The organism is Vibrio sp. THAF64 (assembly GCF_009363455.1).
GTDB lineage: Bacteria > Pseudomonadota > Gammaproteobacteria > Enterobacterales > Vibrionaceae > Vibrio > Vibrio coralliilyticus.
The window spans coordinates 1,098,725-1,116,807 of sequence record NZ_CP045356.1 but is presented as its reverse complement, the minus strand read 5'-3'; the positions used below and the strand labels follow the sequence as shown (position 1 = coordinate 1,116,807).

Here is an 18,083-nt window from a genome sequence, read left to right as displayed (position 1 = left end):
TTATGGAATAATGATGTCGCGCAGTTGCTGTTCTCTTTGAGCAGTGAGCCAATTTAAGCATTGCTCTTTTAGCGACGGATGGGGTGCAGCCACCAGACGACAGGTCGCATCTCGGTGCTTTATCCATTGCCTTTGAACCTCTCGCAACTCCAAAGATTGAGGTTTTGGCAACGCATACTCTGGTGATGGCAGCTTGAGATAGTCCATCACTTCTTGATAAGTCGCATTTAGACGCCTATCCGTTTCTGCCAGAGGTGTAGGTACGCTCTCGATGTTGCCCCGAACCGCTTTTTCCAAAGCTTCTAGGTAATCGTTTTTCTGTTCTTGGATGGAATCCGTTATCCACGCCGCTCTCCCAGAACCGCCATGCATTTCTTCTTGCTGTGCTTTAAGAGTGATAAAGGTCGTCATTTCGTTATAAGCAGCCTCCATCAATCCTGAATAGTTACCTGAGAGTTCCGCCTTTAAAGAACTCAGAACACTCTGGCGCTGTTTTTCTTGCTTGTCCGCGATTCGCTGAGCGCAATACCCCATCCCTGCTCCACTTGTCACGTATTGACATAGATCGAACGTCACCACTTGGTTATCTTTCCAGTGCTGATAGTAATCTTTGACTGCATATGACAGCTCAGCGGGAACCCAACCACCACGGGTGATGAGCCAGAAAACGAGCTCTGGGTCTGGTTTACCAAACACGCTACCTTCACGCGAGGCCTGTTCTGCCAGCTCCCAAACATCATAAAATGGCCAGTCGCCATCTTCATCCTTTACGCCATACCTCTCGATAAACGCTTCTACGTCCCGCTCAGGTAACTCTGCAGCATAGCGAATCGTTTGGATTTTCTGTTCTTCATCATAAATTGATAAAGCGGGGTTGTGTTGTTTGGCCTTCTGATAAGTCTCAAGCGCACTTTTAGGGTCTGACATTGATATACTGCCCGCTCTAAAGAACACCTTCTCAAGGTAGTTGTCTAGTGCCTCTTGATGGCCTTGCAAAGCGGCTTGCTGATAGTGATAGACACTCTGCTGGTCAGACAGGATGTATTGGTAAGCGAGCCTGAAATGCGCCTCAGCGCTGCCCTGTTCTGCGGCCATCGTGTACAACGATTTGGCTTGCTCCTTTTCACCCTGTTCATAGAGTGTATTGGCTCGTTCGAGCACATCCGTCTGTGCAGAGATGGCGGGAAATGCTACGTAGCAGCTAAGAAATATCGCAAGTCGTTTACTCATCTGTCGTCCGGAACCTTATCTAACCAGCATCTATTGAAAGGTTTTATTACCTAAAAGACAACGGCTTGTCTAATCAGATGATGAGTTTTCTCAGTGTTCAGAAACAAAAAAAGGAATCACGAGGATCCCTTTTTTAGCAATTTTTTAGCACATGTTAGTGTGTCAGAGATTACAGCTCAGCGTTGTGGTAAACCTGCTGAACGTCATCACAATCATCTAGCATGTCGAGGAATTTCTGGAATTTCTCTGCATCTTCACTCGCAACAGGCGTGTGAGTTTGAGGAACGAATGTAATTTCTTCGACATCAAGCGTTAGATCTGGGAAAGCGCCGTTTAGAGCAGTCTTAGTTTTGAAGAACTCCGTGTGAGGAGCGAATACCGTAATCACGCCATCTTCAAGTTCAACGTCAGTAACATCCACATCATCCATCATTAGCGTTTCTAGAATGATCTCGTCATCATCGCCTTTGAACTGGAATACCGCTTGGTGATCAAACATATGCGAAACTGAACCTTCAACGCCAATTTTCGCACCTGTTTTAACAAAACACTGGCGTACATCTTGGAAAGTACGGTTACCGTTATCTGTTAGACAATCAACGATAACACTAGTACCGCCAGGGCCGAAGCCTTCGTAACGTGCAGGAACGTAGTCTTCACCGCCTCCACCGTTGGCTTTATCAATTGCTTTGTCGATAACGTGTGCAGGAACTTGGTCTTTTTTCGCTTTTGCGATCAGGTGCTTAAGAGACAAGTTCATGTCTGGGTCTGCACCACCATTTTTCGCGCACATGTAAATTTCTTTACCGTATTTGGAATAAACTTTAATTTTTGCGCCAGCTGTTTTCGCCATCGAGGCTTTGCGCACTTCAAAACTTCTTCCCATCGGGATGTTCTCTCTAATTCAATTTAACGCGAAGGATTTTAGCAAAAATCGAGACCATTTCAATTTCTCGATGTCTTGCACACAGGACGTCAGGCGACACCCATCACTCGCTTGTACTTGGCTACAGATTCGAGAAAAGATGCTCGTTCATCTTCATCTCTGATTTTATCCGCTTGCTGATCAATTTCATCTGGCCCAGCTTTCGCTTCACGCAGCTTCCAGACTAAAAATGAGGCCTGTTTATCAAGCTCAATTTTGTTTTTTTCGTTGGCCGGGAGGGTAGATAAATTAATCGACATACAAAGGGGCTGAATCTGCAAAAATATGGAGAGGGAATATAGCACATTCGTGACTTAAATGGACATCAAAGCGCGGCGAGTGAGTTAACTAAGATCAAAAAAAGAAAAATTAAGGGTGGCTATTTGAGCCACCCTTACGTCGATTATCACTGTCATCACATCTAGTGCAGTATGCCTAGGTCTTTCGCTTCCTCTATGGTTAAGCCGCTTTCGCGAATCTCTCTTAATGCTTCAATACGACGACGAGCCTCCGCCGACTTAACACTTTTGGTTGGCTTCTGTGATTGTACTTCTTCCGTGAAGTCCCACTTGTCTGTGATTTTAGTCATTTCATCATGGTCAATAGAATTAATGGACATTGTAACCTCCGAACAAACCATGCAAGGGACAGCTAATCTGTAGCAAAAGCTCGCCGCCCTTGTTAAGAATTTTAGCTTCATAATGTGATTGCGCTAATAGTTCGTGCACAGTTACTGTTTTTTGTATAAATAAGCTTTGCGCGTGGCCAAATGGCGAAGTACATTTAAGGGATTCCCCCTAGTATTTGTAAGGCGATCCAGCTCTCACTTTTCACGCCAACTCCAGTAGTACTTCTCCCTCACAAATGACAAACCTGTTCACATACTGAGCGTTTTTCGAGTCACTTCACTGTTTTAATCACCACTTCTTTTCAGTCAAAAATTAACAGTTAATGATAATCATTCTCCTTTAATTTTAGGTAAGTGTGATTATGAGTGATAAAGAGCTAACGCATGCGGTACATCACGACCCGATCATTCAGGTTCGTGATTTATGCGTCGATTACATAACGGACAACGGCGACTTTCGCGCGGTGAAATCCGTCAGTTTTGATATAGGCAAAGGTGAAATATTCGGTCTCGCGGGAGAATCAGGTTGTGGCAAAAGCACTATCGCTTTTGCAATCAATCGTCTCCACAAGCCGCCCGCGTTCATTTCTGAGGGGCAAATCCATTTTGACGGTCAAGACCTGCTTAAACTGTCAGATCGCCAGATAAACGCGATTCGTTGGAGCGAAATTGCAATGGTTTTCCAAAGTGCAATGAATTCGCTAAACCCAGTTCTGCCCATTCAGGAGCAGTTTGCCGACGTGTTGCGCCACCATAAAGGCATGAGTGACCTTGAGGCGAAAGACAGAGCGGAAAAGCTGCTGGATCTGGTTAATATTCCACGAGAACGGTTAAGCGAATACCCTCACCAGTTCAGTGGTGGCATGCGCCAGCGACTCGTGATTGCGATTGCGTTATCGCTTAACCCAAAGCTGATCATTATGGACGAGCCCACAACCGCACTGGATGTGGTGGTGCAACGTGAGATCCTGCAACAAATCTATCAATTGCGTGAAGAGTTTGGCTTCTCAGTTCTGTTCATTACCCATGATCTGGCACTAATGAGCCAGTTGTGTGATCGGATTGCCATCATGCGCCATGGAGAGATTGTGGAAATCAATCAGTCGACTCAGATCCGTAACCATCCTCAACACCCTTACACACAGAAACTATGGGCGTCATTCCCCAACATTCATCAAGGTAAGCATCACGTACAAGGAGCGACGGTATGAGCCAGCCGATTATCCAACTCAACAATGTTGTCAAAGAGTTCACGATTGGCGGTGGTTTCGCCGCGCAAGATAGATTTAAAGCACTGCAAGGCGTCAGTTTTAGTCTGCACAAAGGCAAAACTCTGGCGCTGGTCGGTGAGTCTGGTTGTGGAAAAAGCACCTGTGCACGCTTGATCACCAAAGTCCACTCTGCCACATCAGGAGAGATCCTGTTTAACGGCAACAACATTGAACAGATCCAGAGCCGAAAAGCCCTGCTTGATTATCGCAGTAAAGTGCAAATGGTGTTTCAGGACCCGTTTGGCTCACTTAATCCAACTCATACCATTGCTCACCACCTCACCCGCCCACTTAAGATCCATAAGCAGGTTAAGAGCAGCCACGCCATCCCGAAACGATTGACTGAGTTATTGGACTTAGTCGAACTCGCGCCAGACACATTAGAAAAGTACCTTCACCAGTTAAGCGGAGGCCAGCGACAACGGGTGAATTTAGCGCGAGCACTAGCAGTTGGCGCGGAAGTGATATTGGCTGATGAGCCGACGTCGATGCTTGATGTATCGATCAGGCTTGGCGTGCTTAACCTGATGCAACGAATGAAAAAAGAACTGGGTATCGGCTTTTTGTACATCACACATGATTTAGCGACCGCTCATTACATCGCGGAAGAAACCGCCGTGATGTACAAAGGCCAGATTGTTGAGTGGGGTGACACACAGGCGATCTTAACCGATCCGCAACATCCTTATACCAAGCTGCTGATCTCTGCGGTACCGGATCCTGATCTGCCGTTTGGTAATCTGGTCAAGAGTGAACCAAACTACTCTGTAGACGCTGATCAAATTCGCGCGACCAGCGCGGTAGTGCAACAAGGCTATGATCAAATTGGTCCAAATCATTTTGTAAAACATTGGGTTAAAGCTGCATGATGACGCTTGATAACTGGGTTTCACACATCGACAACTGGTACCAAACACAGAAGCATGATCAAGGTATTGAAGCTTTAGTACTGAGTGTGCCTGACGAAGTATGGGGCCCAGAGATTAGCGAGCTACAAAGTAAAGCCATTGCCTGCTGGCTGGATGCTTGTTTGCGAGTTTTCCATTTTGAGCGCTACTCACAACCTGATAAAGCTTACCAGTATCTTCAGCTTGCCTACAGCAAACTTCAATTGTGCGCCTGTAACCCAGAAACAGAGTTAGCACTTAAAGACTGGTGCATGAAACGACTGCAAAACCTGACGGTGGTCAGTTTAGAATTTTGCAATCAACGCCCCGAAGCACATTGGCAAAGTCAATCACATCAACTGATTGAGTCACACGTCCAGTTTATGGCCGCACAAAGCTGGAATGAATCTCGGAACGATGATCAAGAACTTTACGAACAGCGGCATTGATAGGCAGATCATTCAGTAGCAAATTCATTCAGTAGAAAATGGCAGCGACAAGGCTGCCATTTACCTTGAAAACAACAGCACTACATTAGTACATGGATTGCCAGTTTGGGTGATCGAGCCAGTTAAGCCCTGGCATATCTGGGTGAGGATCATGGCGCAATAGCCAGTCGTGTAGGGTCTGTTGTAAATCTGTATTAATGTAGTCCACGTTTGCTTTCGTCAGCTCGCCCCAAATTTTGTTATGGGTTTCAGGATCCCCTTCTGGGGTTGCCCAGAAACGAATCTTCTGCATATTACTATGCGCAGTCGTCACAATCCGTTCGAGTTCCACCAGTGCAGCATCAGGCCACTCCCCTTCCCCATTGAAATCACCAAACTGTTCTTGATCAAAGTAATCAAAATTGTTGCTAATCAATGGCATTAGAGTAGGTGAATAGCCCTTATCAAGATCGCTCAGTCGCCCATCAACAAACGAATAACGGGTTTGCTGTTGATCCATCAACTCGATCGGACGATTGCCGGAGATGATCGCAGTGACAGGGCCCTGATACACTTTGCCATCTTGATAGCGGCTGAATACATCCGGATACTTTGCAAGTACCTCTTCCACAGCCTGCCAAGTCAGAACATCTTGAGTCTTGATATCAATCAGCAGGACTGCGGTGTAGTTCCAACCATCATACATTTGGTTCTGGTTATTTCTGACGTGTTCAACTATCGGCTGAACATAAAGCTCGTCAAATTTCCACTCGTGAACAAGGTCGTCGTCATCATGGGCAATCAGAACCTCCTCATAACCTTCTTCATAGTAAACATCGGCTTCAAAACTCCCAAAACCCAACTCTGCCGCGCCATAAAAAGGCTCATCTCGATAGTAATCATTATGAGAGTGAGAACGAACTGTCTCCACGGTATCGGTTTCAGTCTCTGTTTCATTACAGGCACTCAACACTAAGCAGCTGAGTACGATAAGTACTACTTGTATAGGCTTCGCAAATTTCATCATTTTTCCCGATTATTCAATAAACAAACTGAATCACTGCATTGGCAGTGCGAGGGACATCATTTGAGCAATAAGTGACACTTCCATTAACGAAAAATGACCATGTGCTAATTAATATGAATGAGTTAAAAGGTGGAATAAGAATCTGATTTAGATAATAAAATTACATTCATGCTACTGATTTTATGGCTGGGATAGCGAAACTCAGTAGACACCAAACAGATACAGGGAGATCGCTTAGAGGCGAAAGCATGATCAAGGGTGTATCTTGATCATGCTTTCGATCAAAGAAGAATTTCAGGCAAAAAAAAAGCGAGTTCATAAGAACTCGCAAAATATTCAGAATGAATGTAACAATATGAGCCAATCTATCAGGGATAATCCAAATCCCTCATTCATCAGAAAGGACAAAAGGTTGTCTATTCGGGATAAATATTATCCAACTCTCATGCAACCAATGTCAGTTCATTGTCAGGGGAATGTAGTAGATATGTCTATTCACCACAGGTATGTAACAGCCTGTATCAAGCAGTAAGCAGATATAAAAAAGCCAGCAAGAATTTGCTGGCTGATAGAAAACGCGGGCTATTCTTCACTTATACCGCCACTTCGTCAAGCACTCTGAACACGGTCTCGTCCAAATGCCCTTCATGCACCTGTTTGCAAACTTTACGTCTTACCGCAAGGCCGGCAATCAGGCGTTCAATGGATAAGTGTTTGTTTTCACTCTGACCATTGTAGAGCTCAATCAACTTACTGAGCGTTTCGTATGGGATGATCTCCTCCCCTACTCTGAGGAAATCGAGCTTCTCTATGAGCTCCTGACACTCTTCTTGGATGGAATTGTGAGAATGCCCGGTCATCGCAGCTAAAGCCGTTATAGAGCGTTCTAGAGCCTCTGGAGAGGTATATTTAGAGAGAGTAATCGTAATTTCATCGGCATTGATCTCAACCAGATGCTTACGCACTTTGACTCGTCGTCCTAATTTGCCCTTAGGAGAGCGCTCTTTACGTTGGATAGGTTCAAACTCACCATCAATGATCTGTGACATCTCATCCAACTGCTGCTTGGTGACCATCTCGTTACGCAGCGGGTTTGGCAAGGTCGGCGCCATGTTGCGTTTACCTGCATTGGTAGTGCGCGCACGGGAGTAACGTAAGACTTCTTCAGCATCGCACTTAATGTCGAACTGATAGTCTTTGATCTTACCATCTTCTTCCAGCGTGGAGATCGTCAGATGATAACCCCAAAGATTGACCTCAAACAGATCTTCATTACCACTGCCTTCGGATAACTTCTTGAGTTCACGGATCAAATCCATTGAGAATCGACGCCACTCGATGTTGCGTGCCAACTTCTGATTCAATGTGCTAAGAAGCATCACATCAGTATGACGGCGTGACATCCGGCTACGGAAGTAACTGTACAGTTGGAAAACCAATGTATGTTGCTTCAAGATCTCTGGTGGGAACAGGAAGAAATAATCACGGGTTAGCAGCTCTTCATAGAAAGAAGGCTCCCAGACGAGGATATACAGGTTCGGTTTAATACGAATTTCGCCGTCAGCGCCTTCTGTTGGTGCCTCTTCTGATGCCGTAATGGTCCGAGCCAGAAAACGGAAACGATCACTCTTGAAGCCTTCTGGCATGTTCTCACTCAACCAACGGCCCGTCAGCTCATGCAGTTGAAAATCGGTAAACTCAATACGATCAATACTGTCGCGGATCGAATCTCGCGCAGGTCCACTATCCTTCTTACCACGTAATGAAAGAATGTCTGTAATATATAATGGCGTCTTATTCGGAGTTTGCTTGGCATCCAATTGATATTGGTGCTGGTGGTGCTCATGGTACTGAACGGTAAGCGTGAACAACGCAAACAACGTCATCAGATCGTCCACCGTCATAATGTTTTTCGATGATCGTGTTTCGATCACTGCTTTAGTGCCAGAGATCGAAACCATGCTTTTCTGGTATTGCTTACGGGTGCGTGGCGGAGCCAATGCCTGATCAATGATACCCGCCCAATTGGTTGGCGAAACAACAAACTGATCCGCCTCATCTTTCATTGCAGGTGGCGTATTAAGGCCATGTTCATTCAACAGACGCTTATTCACATGAGTTTGTGCTAATGCCTTGGAGCGTTTCTGTTTTTCGCTCTGTTTGACGGATTCCGTCATCAGGCTGGTGGCGCCTAATGCAGTGATCAATTGGTTAGGATTTACGAAACGGTGCAGCATAGTTTTGCCAGCAAGACCTTCTTCAAAACGAACCGGGATCTGTTGGAACAAACCGATATTTACTGCAGCTCGCAGACGTTGCTGAATGGCAGCCCGAGTCAATTGACCGTCAGTGGCATCAATCAACTCTGTGGTAGAGACCAGTCCATCTTTGCTACTGAAGCCTTGTAAAGAAATAAGATTCAGAAGTTCAACTATGCTTTTAGTGACGCCTTTGAAGTGCTGATATTGCTCAATCCAATTCACTGCGGCTTCGGACACCTCAAACATATGTCCGTCTTTATGGCTTCTTGGAGCCTTAATCAGTACTTTTTCTTCTGAACTCATTTATTATGATCCGTATCACACTAGCCGTAATATCGCTATGGTTCCGAAAGAATAAAGAAAAACAGATCATAAATAAAGAAAAAACTTGTTGTTTTAAATAACTGATCTTTCTGATTAAAGTGATCTTAAATGATTATATGATCTAATGATCTGGTAAAGAGTTTGCTTGTAACTTCATGTTATTCATAATCTTTTTTTATCCACTGCTGAAAGCATGATCATGAACACCTCGAAACTATGATCATCAAATGACTGAAAGCATGATCAAACCTTTTCAGAACGATGATCATTAGTGTTACGAATGCATGATCAATATCGAACCCGAAGCATGATCATCGTAGACTCACAATTTATCCACAGAGCGAAACGAACACACCCGAAATGGATGCTTCATTTGATGGGGAATTTGAGTGTAGAACACGAAAGAATGATCAAGGATAGCCTGTGTGTGCATGTGAATTGATGTTTTCTTCACCAATCTGAAATCCATCTGACATACATTGCTCATTTTGCAGGGAGTAAATCTGACTAACATCGGTGTCGAAAGCATGATCAAGAAAATCGAGCCATGTAAGGTTCTTCTCTCTTCGTTACTCGATTTAACGTGAGATACCAGTACATACAGCGACATCTCTTGGTTCATCTGCATTCCGCCGTAATTCGGACTGAAATTATCATGCTTCCGAGCGTCATCGTTACTTGATCATTGATCCGAATAAGGATCATTAAAACTGAAGGTATTTAACTGTCTCAAACACATCGAATTTTCCTTGATCATGCTTCCTATAAGCGATTTTATGCCTGAAAGCATGATCACCGTAATTGCCTTGATCATTGTTTCGGAAAGTCGCGAGCATGAGGAGTTGTTGAGTTTACTCTCTATCAGATTAAGTTCATTGAATTAGGAAGGACTAGCAAGTCAATATGGTGTTCGTCTAGAGTCGAAATTACACAGGCCGTAAAATGTGAGCATATAACAATCGTTCCGGGAAATTTTTCTCTTTTTCATCGATTTTTTATTTACAATGTAAATAAGTGATACTGTAACACTTTAAATGTAGTCGAATATTAAAGGGCTTTTACACATCTAAAATGGTCAATTTTTGACAGGTTTTGTTGTGTATTCATTAAATCGATTGAAAACTCTCTTATTAATGTGATTTGCATCTATAAATGTCTGTTCACCTTTTTGTTGTTATTGGTTGATTATGCTGTACAATTATCAACAGACACTAATAACGGAATTTGGCAATGAAAAGAGAACAGACAATTGATAGTCTCATTCAACTCGCTGAACAAACTGCACAGGTTCAGGCTGACCGAATAGAGATCGTTTTGGAAGAGCGCAGCGATGAGCATTTCCCGCCTATGTCGAAAGCATTGATGGAAACTCGTTCAGGTCTGACTCGTCGTAAATTGGATGATGCGATCAGTAAACTCGAGGAGTCCGGTCATCAGTTTACGAAGAATAATGCGAATCACTATTCTATTTCACTGCAAGAAGCTCACATGTTGATGGACGCGGCTGGCGTTGCGAAATTCCATGAGCGTAAGAAAAACAATGACAATAAACCGTGGATTATCAATGTACAGAACCAGAAGGGTGGTACAGGTAAATCCATGACGGCTGTGCACCTTGCGGCGTGTTTAGCATTGAACTTAGACAAGCGTTACCGTATTTGTCTGATTGACTTGGATCCACAAGGTTCATTGCGTTTATTCCTTAATCCACAAATTAGCCTGACTGACCACGATAACATTTACTCAGCCGTGGATGTGATGCTCGACAACGTGCCTGAAGGCGTCGAAGTCGACAAAGAATTCCTGCATAAAAATGTGTTGCTTCCTACTCAGTACCCGAACCTGAAAACCGTATCGGCGTTCCCGGAAGACGCGATGTTTAACGCAGAAGCGTGGCAAAATCTATCACAGAATCAATCTCTCGATATCGTAAAACTATTGAAGGAAAAGCTGATTGATCAAATCGCCGATGATTTCGATATCATCATGATTGATACCGGTCCACACGTTGATCCACTCGTGTGGAATGCGATGTATGCATCTAACGCACTGCTTATCCCTTGTGCCGCTAAGCGTCTAGACTGGGCATCTACGGTAAACTTCTTCCAGCATCTCCCGACAGTATACGAGATGTTCCCAGAAGACTGGCAGGGGCTTGAGTTTGTTCGTTTGATGCCAACGATGTTTGAAGATGACAACAAGAAGCAAGTGGCCGTTCTGACGGAGATGAACTACCTGTTAGGCGATCAAGTGACGATGGCCACTATTCCACGTAGCCGTGCTTTTGAAACCTGTGCCGATACCTACAGTACTGTATTTGACCTGACAACTGGCGATTTTGAAGGTGGTAAAAAGACGTTGGCGACAGCGCAAGATGCTGTTCAAAAGAGTGCGTTAGAGCTTGAACGAGTTCTGCATAGCAACTGGTCATCACTAAATCAGGGGTAATTAGACAATGGCAATTAAAACTTCAGATTTAAACGCAAGATTGTTTGGTAAAGCCAATAAACGCCATGTAGCAACGCCTCAGGAAGCGCAAAAAGCGGCTAAAGAGCAAGCGCAGGTGATTGAACTGGCGGTTGCAGGCGAGGAGATGGTTACGTTTGAGCTGGTACGCATTTCGGCCAGCGATATAGCGGAGCAGACGGTTGTATTTGCAGAAAATGCCCGTGAGCAATCTTTCCTAAATGAACATGCGTTGTCCGATGTTCTGGCAACATTAAAAGAACGTGGACAGCAATACCCAGCCGTTGGCCGTAAGCGCGAAGACGGTAAGATTGAAGTCCTTGACGGTAGCCGCCGTCGTATGTCTTGTATCTTGGCCGAAAAAGATTTCCTCATCTACGTTGCTGAAAACATCAATGGTGAGCATGCAAAATTCTTGTCCGATGTGGCGAATGCCCACAAGCCTTTGTCTTTATATGAAAAAGGCAAAGAGATGCAGGCGAAGCTGGAAAGCGGTGAGGCAGAAGATCAAAAAGCACTAGCTAAGATGTTCCAATGCAGTGAAGCCTTGGTGAGTGGCGCATTGAAAGCCGCGGATCTGCCGTTAACGCTGCTTCAGGCCTACCCAAATGTAGCTGATTTAGGGCGTCCGACGATTGTGAAGCTTCACAAGCAATTCAATGAACTTAGTGAAGCAAACCGTGGCAAGCTTTTAGATAAGTGTCAGTCAACGGACGGTTTTGTTTGGCAACGCAGTCAAGCTCAGGGCGTTGCACGTATTACGAAAGAAGTTTCTGAAACCCTTGAACAGTGGATTGAAGAGCTTGCGCCAAGTAAACGTTCAGCCAGCCGAAAAATAGAGTTAGTTAAAGGGCGCGCCAGTTACAGTCGCAAAGGCGCAGACTTAGCACTTAATCTGAAAAAAGTGGATGATGCACTGATGCAAGAGATTCTCGACTTTGTATCGACTAAACTCAAATAGCGTTATTGTTACCTGACAGAAAGCCGCACTTTGCGGCTTTTTTTCTACCTCTCATTTACGCGTCTTAGTTGTTATAATTCGCTTATTCTCGGAACTTTGACAACGGCCATGCACAATTATTTTTCTCAACTTATTCAATCCGCCAATAACGCGAATCACAGATTTGGAGTGGTGCTGAAAGGCAGTGTTGACTGGCAGTCTAATACGTTGTCAGCCCTTAAAGAGTTGTTTTCAAATTCTGCTATTTATCAGCTGGGTGGGAAAAGTGACGATGATAATGTACATCTGGTTACGTTTAAGCAAGGGCAGAGGTTACTAGGGCAAGAGTGTGGCCTTCTCATTTGCGATTTTTCCGATGGATTTGACGCAAATTCCTTTAGTGCCGCATTGGGCTGCGTAACCGGTGGTGGCTTGGTTGTAATAATACCAGTTGATTCCGATTCTCTTTCGTTGTCAGAACAATGGTTCGATATTGCTTTAGGTTCGCTGATTCAGGTTGAGCAATCTAAGCCTTTGCCTGAATTACCTCAAATGGAGAGTGCCAGCGCTGAACCTTTAGCACAGCAGAAAGTCGCGGTTGAGAAAATACGAAAAGTCGTTGAAGGGCATCGCAAACGTCCTTTGGTGATGACCGCTGACCGTGGGAGAGGGAAGAGCAGTGCTCTGGGGATTGCTGCCGCTGAATTGATGGAAGCGCGTAACCTCCACATTGTCGTGACTGCGCCGAGCCTTGCGACAGTGTCTCCTGTGTTCGAACATGCTCATCGTCTGCTTCCAGAGGCGGCCGCCAAAAAAGGTTTCATTCAATTGGGTCAATCGACACTGACGTTTATTGCGCCTGATGCACTACTTCGAATGCCTCCTGAATGCGATTTGCTATTGGTTGATGAAGCCTCCGCAATTCCAATTCCAATGTTGCAGAAAATGGTCGAGCGCCACCACCGTTGTGTGTTTTCGACAACGATTCATGGCTATGAGGGGTGCGGACGCGGTTTCACACTCAAGTTTCAGGCTTGGCTCAGACAGCAAAGACCAGGTGCGGTGTTTTATCACTTGGATCAGCCGATTCGCTGGAATGAGAATGACCCTGTCGAACGTTGGCTGTTTGAGACTTTTTTGCTTAATGCCGAATTGGAGACGCCGCCTCCCACTGTTTTACCGCCAATTAAATTGGAGCTAATCGACAAGCAACAACTTGTGGTTCAGCCTGATTTACTGCGATCTTGTTTTGCGTTACTGGTAAACGCTCACTATCAAACATCACCAAATGATTTAATGCTGTTGCTTGAAGATGATGCGATCCAGCTTTATGCGGCATTCTCAGAACAATATTGCCTAGGTTGTATGTTAACGATTAAAGAGGGTCAGTTAGAAGAGCCTTTAATTAAATCGATACAACAAGGACAAAGAAGGCCAAGAGGGCATTTGGTACCAGTGATGCTAGCCAATCACCTTGGTTTAACCCAAGCTGCCAGCCAGGCAAGCCTCAGAGTGATGAGAATTGCTACACACCCTGACTATCAGCAGCAGGGGGTTGGCTCTGCCATGTTAGAACAGTTGACGCAACGGTCAGGGAGTCAGTTTATGTCCACCAGCTTTGGAGCGACTAGTGAGTTAATTCGCTTCTGGCGTAAGAATGGTTTTGTTCCTGTTAAGTTAGGTGTGCAAAGAGATCAAGCGAGTGGCTGCCATTCAGTGGTCATGGTCAAAGGGAATTTCGATTGGATTTCGGTGGCCGAGCAGCATTTTCATCAGTCTATGCGTTATCTTTTCGGTGATGTATTCGCTGATATTGAAACTGACATTGTACGTAATCTATTGCGTAAGGAAGATGCTTCCGTAGCAGAATGTGAATTTGAGAGGCTTGTTAGAAACTATAGTCTGGGCGGGGCAGGGTTCGAAAGTGTGGCTCCGTTTATCGCTAACTGGGTGCTGTCCTCGAACAAAGCAATAATAGGTTGCTCATCTCTTGTGATCCGTAAGGTGTTGCAGCAACGCAGTTGGCAAGCGTGTAGTGAAGAATTTGGTTTTACTGGGAAAAAGCAAACCGAGCAGCAATTGAGAACAGATATACAGGTCTTGTTAGATATCGGATGAAAACGCCCGAATTTACACTGTAAAAGGGACCGATTTCAGGCTTTACCCTACTAGAACAGCGTATAAAAAAGAGGAGAATATATCTCCTCTTTTATTGTTTAAATGTTTCTTCTTAGTACGAATAGTTACTCACCTTGAGCACAGTTTGAGCCTCTGTTCGGCTCGATGATGATGGAGAAATATCTTCAATTTTGAAGCTGGACAGCAGTTGTATAACACTGTTGACTTGTTCTTCCATTGACGTACTGTTTGCGGAAGCTTCTTCTACCAATGCTGCATTTTGCTGAGTCATATCATCCATGTCTTTAATGGTCTCATTGACCTTAGAAATTCGATTGCTTTGAGTTGAAGAGCCTGCTGAAATCTCAGCAATCATAGACGTTACTTTTTCTACCGAGGAAACGAGATCTTTGAGTGTCGAACCAGATTCATTAACCAGCTCCGTACCTTCTTCCACTTTGGATACGCTATCTCGAATCAATTCCTTGATCTCTTTGGCTGCTTGAGCTGAGCGTTGAGCTAGATTGCGTACTTCTCCTGCGACGACGGCAAACCCTCGTCCTTGTTCACCAGCCCGTGCTGCCTCTACGGCAGCGTTCAGTGCCAATAAGTTAGTTTGGAAGGCGATTTCATCAATGACACCGATAATGTCTGAAATCCGCTTACTGGAACTATTGATTTCTGCCATGCTTACTACCGCTCGCTCAACAACTTCTCCACCACGTTGTGCTTTGACTTGAGCATCTCGCGCTAAGTCAGTTGCCAAACTGGCGTTGTCGGCATTTTGTTTTACCGACTCAGTCATATCAGACATCGACGCAGAGGTCCGTTCTAATGACGCGGCTTGGTCTTCGGTTCGGTGGCTCAAGTTAACAACACCGCTTGATAGTTCGCTCACTGAGTTGTTGACGATACCGGCTGATTGGCTAATGTTTTTAATCAGTTCTAGCAAGTTTTCAATACTGGTATTCACGGCTTCCTTCAATACAGCAAAATCACCTTGGTAATTACCTTTCACTGTGCTCGTTAGGTCGCCATCTGCTAAGCGAGCGAGAACTTCTTTGCATTCATTCGTTGGTTCAACCATGGCATCCAATGTTTGGTTCATTCCTTCAACAATTTGCTTGAAGTCACCTTGATGGCGTGAGGTGTCTGCCCGGTTATCTAGCTTTCCTTCAACCGCCGCAATCGCTAATGCGTTGGCGTCATCGATAAGCTGTTTAATGGCGGCAATACATGTATTGAGGTTGTTTTTGAGTAGGTTAAAGTCACCATTGTAGTGTTCTTCAATAGGTGAGGATACTTGACCTTTCGCTATTTGATCGACGCAATTTGCTGCCACCGTGAGCGGTGTGACAACCGCGTCTAGCGTGCTGTTGACCCCTTTGATGATGGTTCTGAAATCACCTTGATGCTGAGTTTCATCGGCTCTTGCTGATAGCTGACCTGCGATTGCTGCATCTGCTAGGTTGTTGGCATCTTTGACCAGAAGGTTGATAGCTGAAATACAGGTGTTTAAGTTATCTTTCAGTTTGTTGAAGTCGCCGCGGTACTCATCGGTGATTGTATCGGGGATCTGGCCTAGGGATATTTTCGCCACGCAATCTGCAGCGATAGCTAATGGTCCGACGATGGCGTCGAGAAGCTCGTTAATACCATCGCCAAGATCGTGCATAAAGCCACTCAGGCGGGTGGTATCTAAACGAGTGCTGAGTTGGCCTGATGCAGCTGCACGTATGACATTCTCAACTTGCAGCTCTGCATCACGTTGCTCCGTTAAATCATCCCACTCAATGACGGTTCCTAGGCGAATTCCATTTTCGCCCATTACCGGATTCGCAATGACTTTGTAGATTCGCTTGTCGATGTTGATCTCTACAGCCACAGTTTTATCTATTGATTGAAGAATGCGTTGGTATTCAGTTGTGTGACTGAATAGACCAATGTTTCTACCTAGTAACCTTTCAGGGTCAAAACCTTTAATGGCATTGCTGAAACTTGATACATTTCGAGCAAATTCTTGATGCATCGCGTGATTCAGGTAAATGAGATCGTTGTTGTTATCCGCTACCATCACACTTGCGGATACTTGATCAAGGGCCTGACGAATACGGCTATTTTCTTCTGCTTGTACTCGCTCCTGTTCCATTCTCTTTTCAAGGTCACGTTGCGCTTGGAGAAGATTTTCCTGCATGGTTGAGAGGGCTTTGAGCAGCATACCTGATTCATCATTCGAGCTGGCATTAATTTGATTGTTCAGTTTCCCTGAAGCGATAGAGTTGGCTATTTGTACAGCAGCTGTAATCGGTACGGTAATACCTTTTTGCACTACATAAACGACAAGTGCTGTCAGTAACAGTGCAGCTACCATTAAAATGATATCTCTTGTGAGTTCGGAACTCGCTTTATCCGCATAAGCTTGTGTTAGGGTGATGAGATCATTTGCCAGTTTATCTTCTACTTGCTTGAGCAGATTGATTTTTGCTGTTTGCGCTTTGAACCACTCTGCCGGGTCAACACCAAAGCCCCCAATCATAGCGTATTCAATAGCTATCTCACGAAAAGAGGCCGTTTCTTCCATGATCGGTCCAGTCATGGTTCCGCGGTATATTTCTAGTTGTGAGGGCGCTGCGAGGGTTTTGAATACACTAGTATAATTGGTCTGAGCGGATACAAGATTTTGGAAGCGTTCATACTGACGCCCTTGGAACTCATCATTAGCAAATACCCCCATTAACAATGCACGTTCAATACCTGCTCGTTCTTTACTTTGCAAAAAGTTTGCATAAGCTGCGGCCATAGAGCTGAGCTCTCCACTTGAACTGGCTTTAGAAAGATGAACAATGTCACCCAAGAACTGGGCATTCATGTCTGTATAGAATCCAATTGCCTGGCTTTTAGGTATCTCAAGGGCGTCTATCTCTGTCCGCTTCGAATCCAATTCATTCAGTACAGAGAGGGAATGATCCAACTGCTTCTCAAAGGCTGAGCCATAGATAGAAGGATCAAAACTTTGCATGAACAACCTGAGCTGATCTCTCTTTGCATCTACGGTTCTGCGTTGATCTTGAACTTCATTTGAGAAGCGTAAGCCGCGGCTGTCCATAAAGCCGGCGGTAATGCCTCGCTCTTTTTGTAACTCATGCACGAGAGCACTAGCTTTAACTGAAAACTCTGACAGCATCAGTATGTTGTTATCTTCTTCAACGAGAGCAACGTTTCTCATCACCTGTGTTTGGGCAAAATAGACTAAACACACAACCGGAATGACGATAATTGCCATTAACTTCCAACGTAGTTTGAGATCAGCAAAAAGGTTCATAGACTCTTTCCTATCATCCGTCCACTTAAGCGCTGATAAGCGGTATTGAGTTAATTAAACTTAATAATGAAATATGAGCGTAGTTTAATATTGATGTTATTGCGTAGCGATGGTGGGGAATACTCTGATGTGGCTCAATAATTGTGATATTCGATAGGGCAAGCAATAGGTTTACAATTTACATTGTAAACTCTGAAGTGCTAGATTTCTTGGTTGATAGATTTAACAAAAGGTAGATGTTTTTGATTTGTTTGCA

At 44.6% G+C, this 18,083-nt stretch carries 13 protein-coding genes; 6 read left to right on the top strand and 7 right to left on the bottom strand.

Annotated elements, in window-relative coordinates; all coding sequences use genetic code 11:
• From FIU99_RS21555 to FIU99_RS21540, 4 genes are all read right to left on the bottom strand, one after another.
• Positions 1-1,230: a lysozyme inhibitor LprI family protein gene (locus FIU99_RS21555; protein WP_152472537.1), complete on the bottom strand. Its 1,230-nt coding sequence runs from the start codon at positions 1,228-1,230 to the stop codon at positions 1-3.
• A gap of 169 nt (positions 1,231-1,399) precedes the next feature.
• Entirely contained in the window at positions 1,400-2,116 is a 717-nt protein-coding gene (locus FIU99_RS21550; protein WP_152472536.1) for a YebC/PmpR family DNA-binding transcriptional regulator, read from the bottom strand.
• 89 nt (positions 2,117-2,205) lie between these two features.
• On the bottom strand, positions 2,206-2,415 hold the full coding sequence (locus tag FIU99_RS21545) for a DUF3283 family protein (protein WP_006959884.1): 210 nt from the start codon (positions 2,413-2,415) through the stop codon (positions 2,206-2,208).
• A gap of 161 nt (positions 2,416-2,576) precedes the next feature.
• Positions 2,577-2,774, bottom strand: coding sequence for a PA3496 family putative envelope integrity protein (locus FIU99_RS21540; protein ID WP_006959890.1), 198 nt, complete (start codon positions 2,772-2,774; stop codon positions 2,577-2,579).
• 371 nt (positions 2,775-3,145) lie between these two features.
• Between FIU99_RS21540 and FIU99_RS21535 the strand changes: the two genes are divergently transcribed.
• Genes FIU99_RS21535 through FIU99_RS21525 form a run of 3 tightly spaced genes read left to right on the top strand, consistent with a single transcriptional unit; the run spans position 3,146 to position 5,390 of the window.
• Entirely contained in the window at positions 3,146-3,994 is an 849-nt protein-coding gene (locus FIU99_RS21535; RefSeq protein WP_006959891.1) for an ABC transporter ATP-binding protein, read from the top strand.
• The gene (locus tag FIU99_RS21530) at positions 3,991-4,923 is read left to right on the top strand and encodes an ABC transporter ATP-binding protein (RefSeq protein WP_152472535.1); all 933 of its coding nucleotides are present in this window, start codon (positions 3,991-3,993) and stop codon (positions 4,921-4,923) included. The genes FIU99_RS21535 and FIU99_RS21530 overlap by 4 nt, the downstream gene beginning before the upstream one ends.
• Positions 4,920-5,390, top strand: a complete 471-nt coding sequence (locus FIU99_RS21525) for a hypothetical protein (protein WP_031342636.1) — start codon at positions 4,920-4,922, stop codon at positions 5,388-5,390. The genes FIU99_RS21530 and FIU99_RS21525 overlap by 4 nt, the downstream gene beginning before the upstream one ends.
• A gap of 85 nt (positions 5,391-5,475) precedes the next feature.
• Here FIU99_RS21525 and FIU99_RS21520 read toward each other — a convergent pair whose 3' ends face one another.
• The gene (locus FIU99_RS21520; RefSeq protein WP_152472534.1) at positions 5,476-6,393 is read right to left on the bottom strand and encodes a phosphatidylinositol-specific phospholipase C/glycerophosphodiester phosphodiesterase family protein; all 918 of its coding nucleotides are present in this window, start codon (positions 6,391-6,393) and stop codon (positions 5,476-5,478) included.
• Between the two features lie 596 nt (positions 6,394-6,989).
• Positions 6,990-8,960, bottom strand: coding sequence for a replication initiator protein RctB domain-containing protein (locus FIU99_RS21515; RefSeq protein ID WP_152472533.1), 1,971 nt, complete (start codon positions 8,958-8,960; stop codon positions 6,990-6,992).
• A gap of 1,251 nt (positions 8,961-10,211) precedes the next feature.
• Between FIU99_RS21515 and FIU99_RS21510 the strand changes: the two genes are divergently transcribed.
• The 3 genes from FIU99_RS21510 (at position 10,212) to FIU99_RS21500 (ending at position 14,505) form a co-directional block, all read left to right on the top strand.
• A complete protein-coding gene (locus FIU99_RS21510) occupies positions 10,212-11,429 on the top strand; it encodes a ParA family protein (protein WP_006959900.1) in 1,218 nt (405 codons plus the stop codon).
• Between the two features lie 7 nt (positions 11,430-11,436).
• Positions 11,437-12,408 carry a ParB/RepB/Spo0J family partition protein gene (locus tag FIU99_RS21505; protein ID WP_006959902.1) on the top strand — a complete coding sequence of 324 codons (972 nt, stop codon included), beginning with the start codon at positions 11,437-11,439 and terminating at the stop codon, positions 12,406-12,408.
• 108 nt (positions 12,409-12,516) lie between these two features.
• Complete coding sequence (locus FIU99_RS21500) at positions 12,517-14,505, top strand: tRNA(Met) cytidine acetyltransferase TmcA (protein WP_006959904.1); 1,989 nt, start codon at positions 12,517-12,519, stop codon at positions 14,503-14,505.
• Between the two features lie 112 nt (positions 14,506-14,617).
• On the opposite strand, the gene FIU99_RS21495 is transcribed toward FIU99_RS21500, so the two are convergent.
• Positions 14,618-17,827, bottom strand: coding sequence for a methyl-accepting chemotaxis protein (locus FIU99_RS21495; RefSeq protein WP_152472532.1), 3,210 nt, complete (start codon positions 17,825-17,827; stop codon positions 14,618-14,620).
• Between the last annotated feature and the right edge of the window lie 256 nt (positions 17,828-18,083).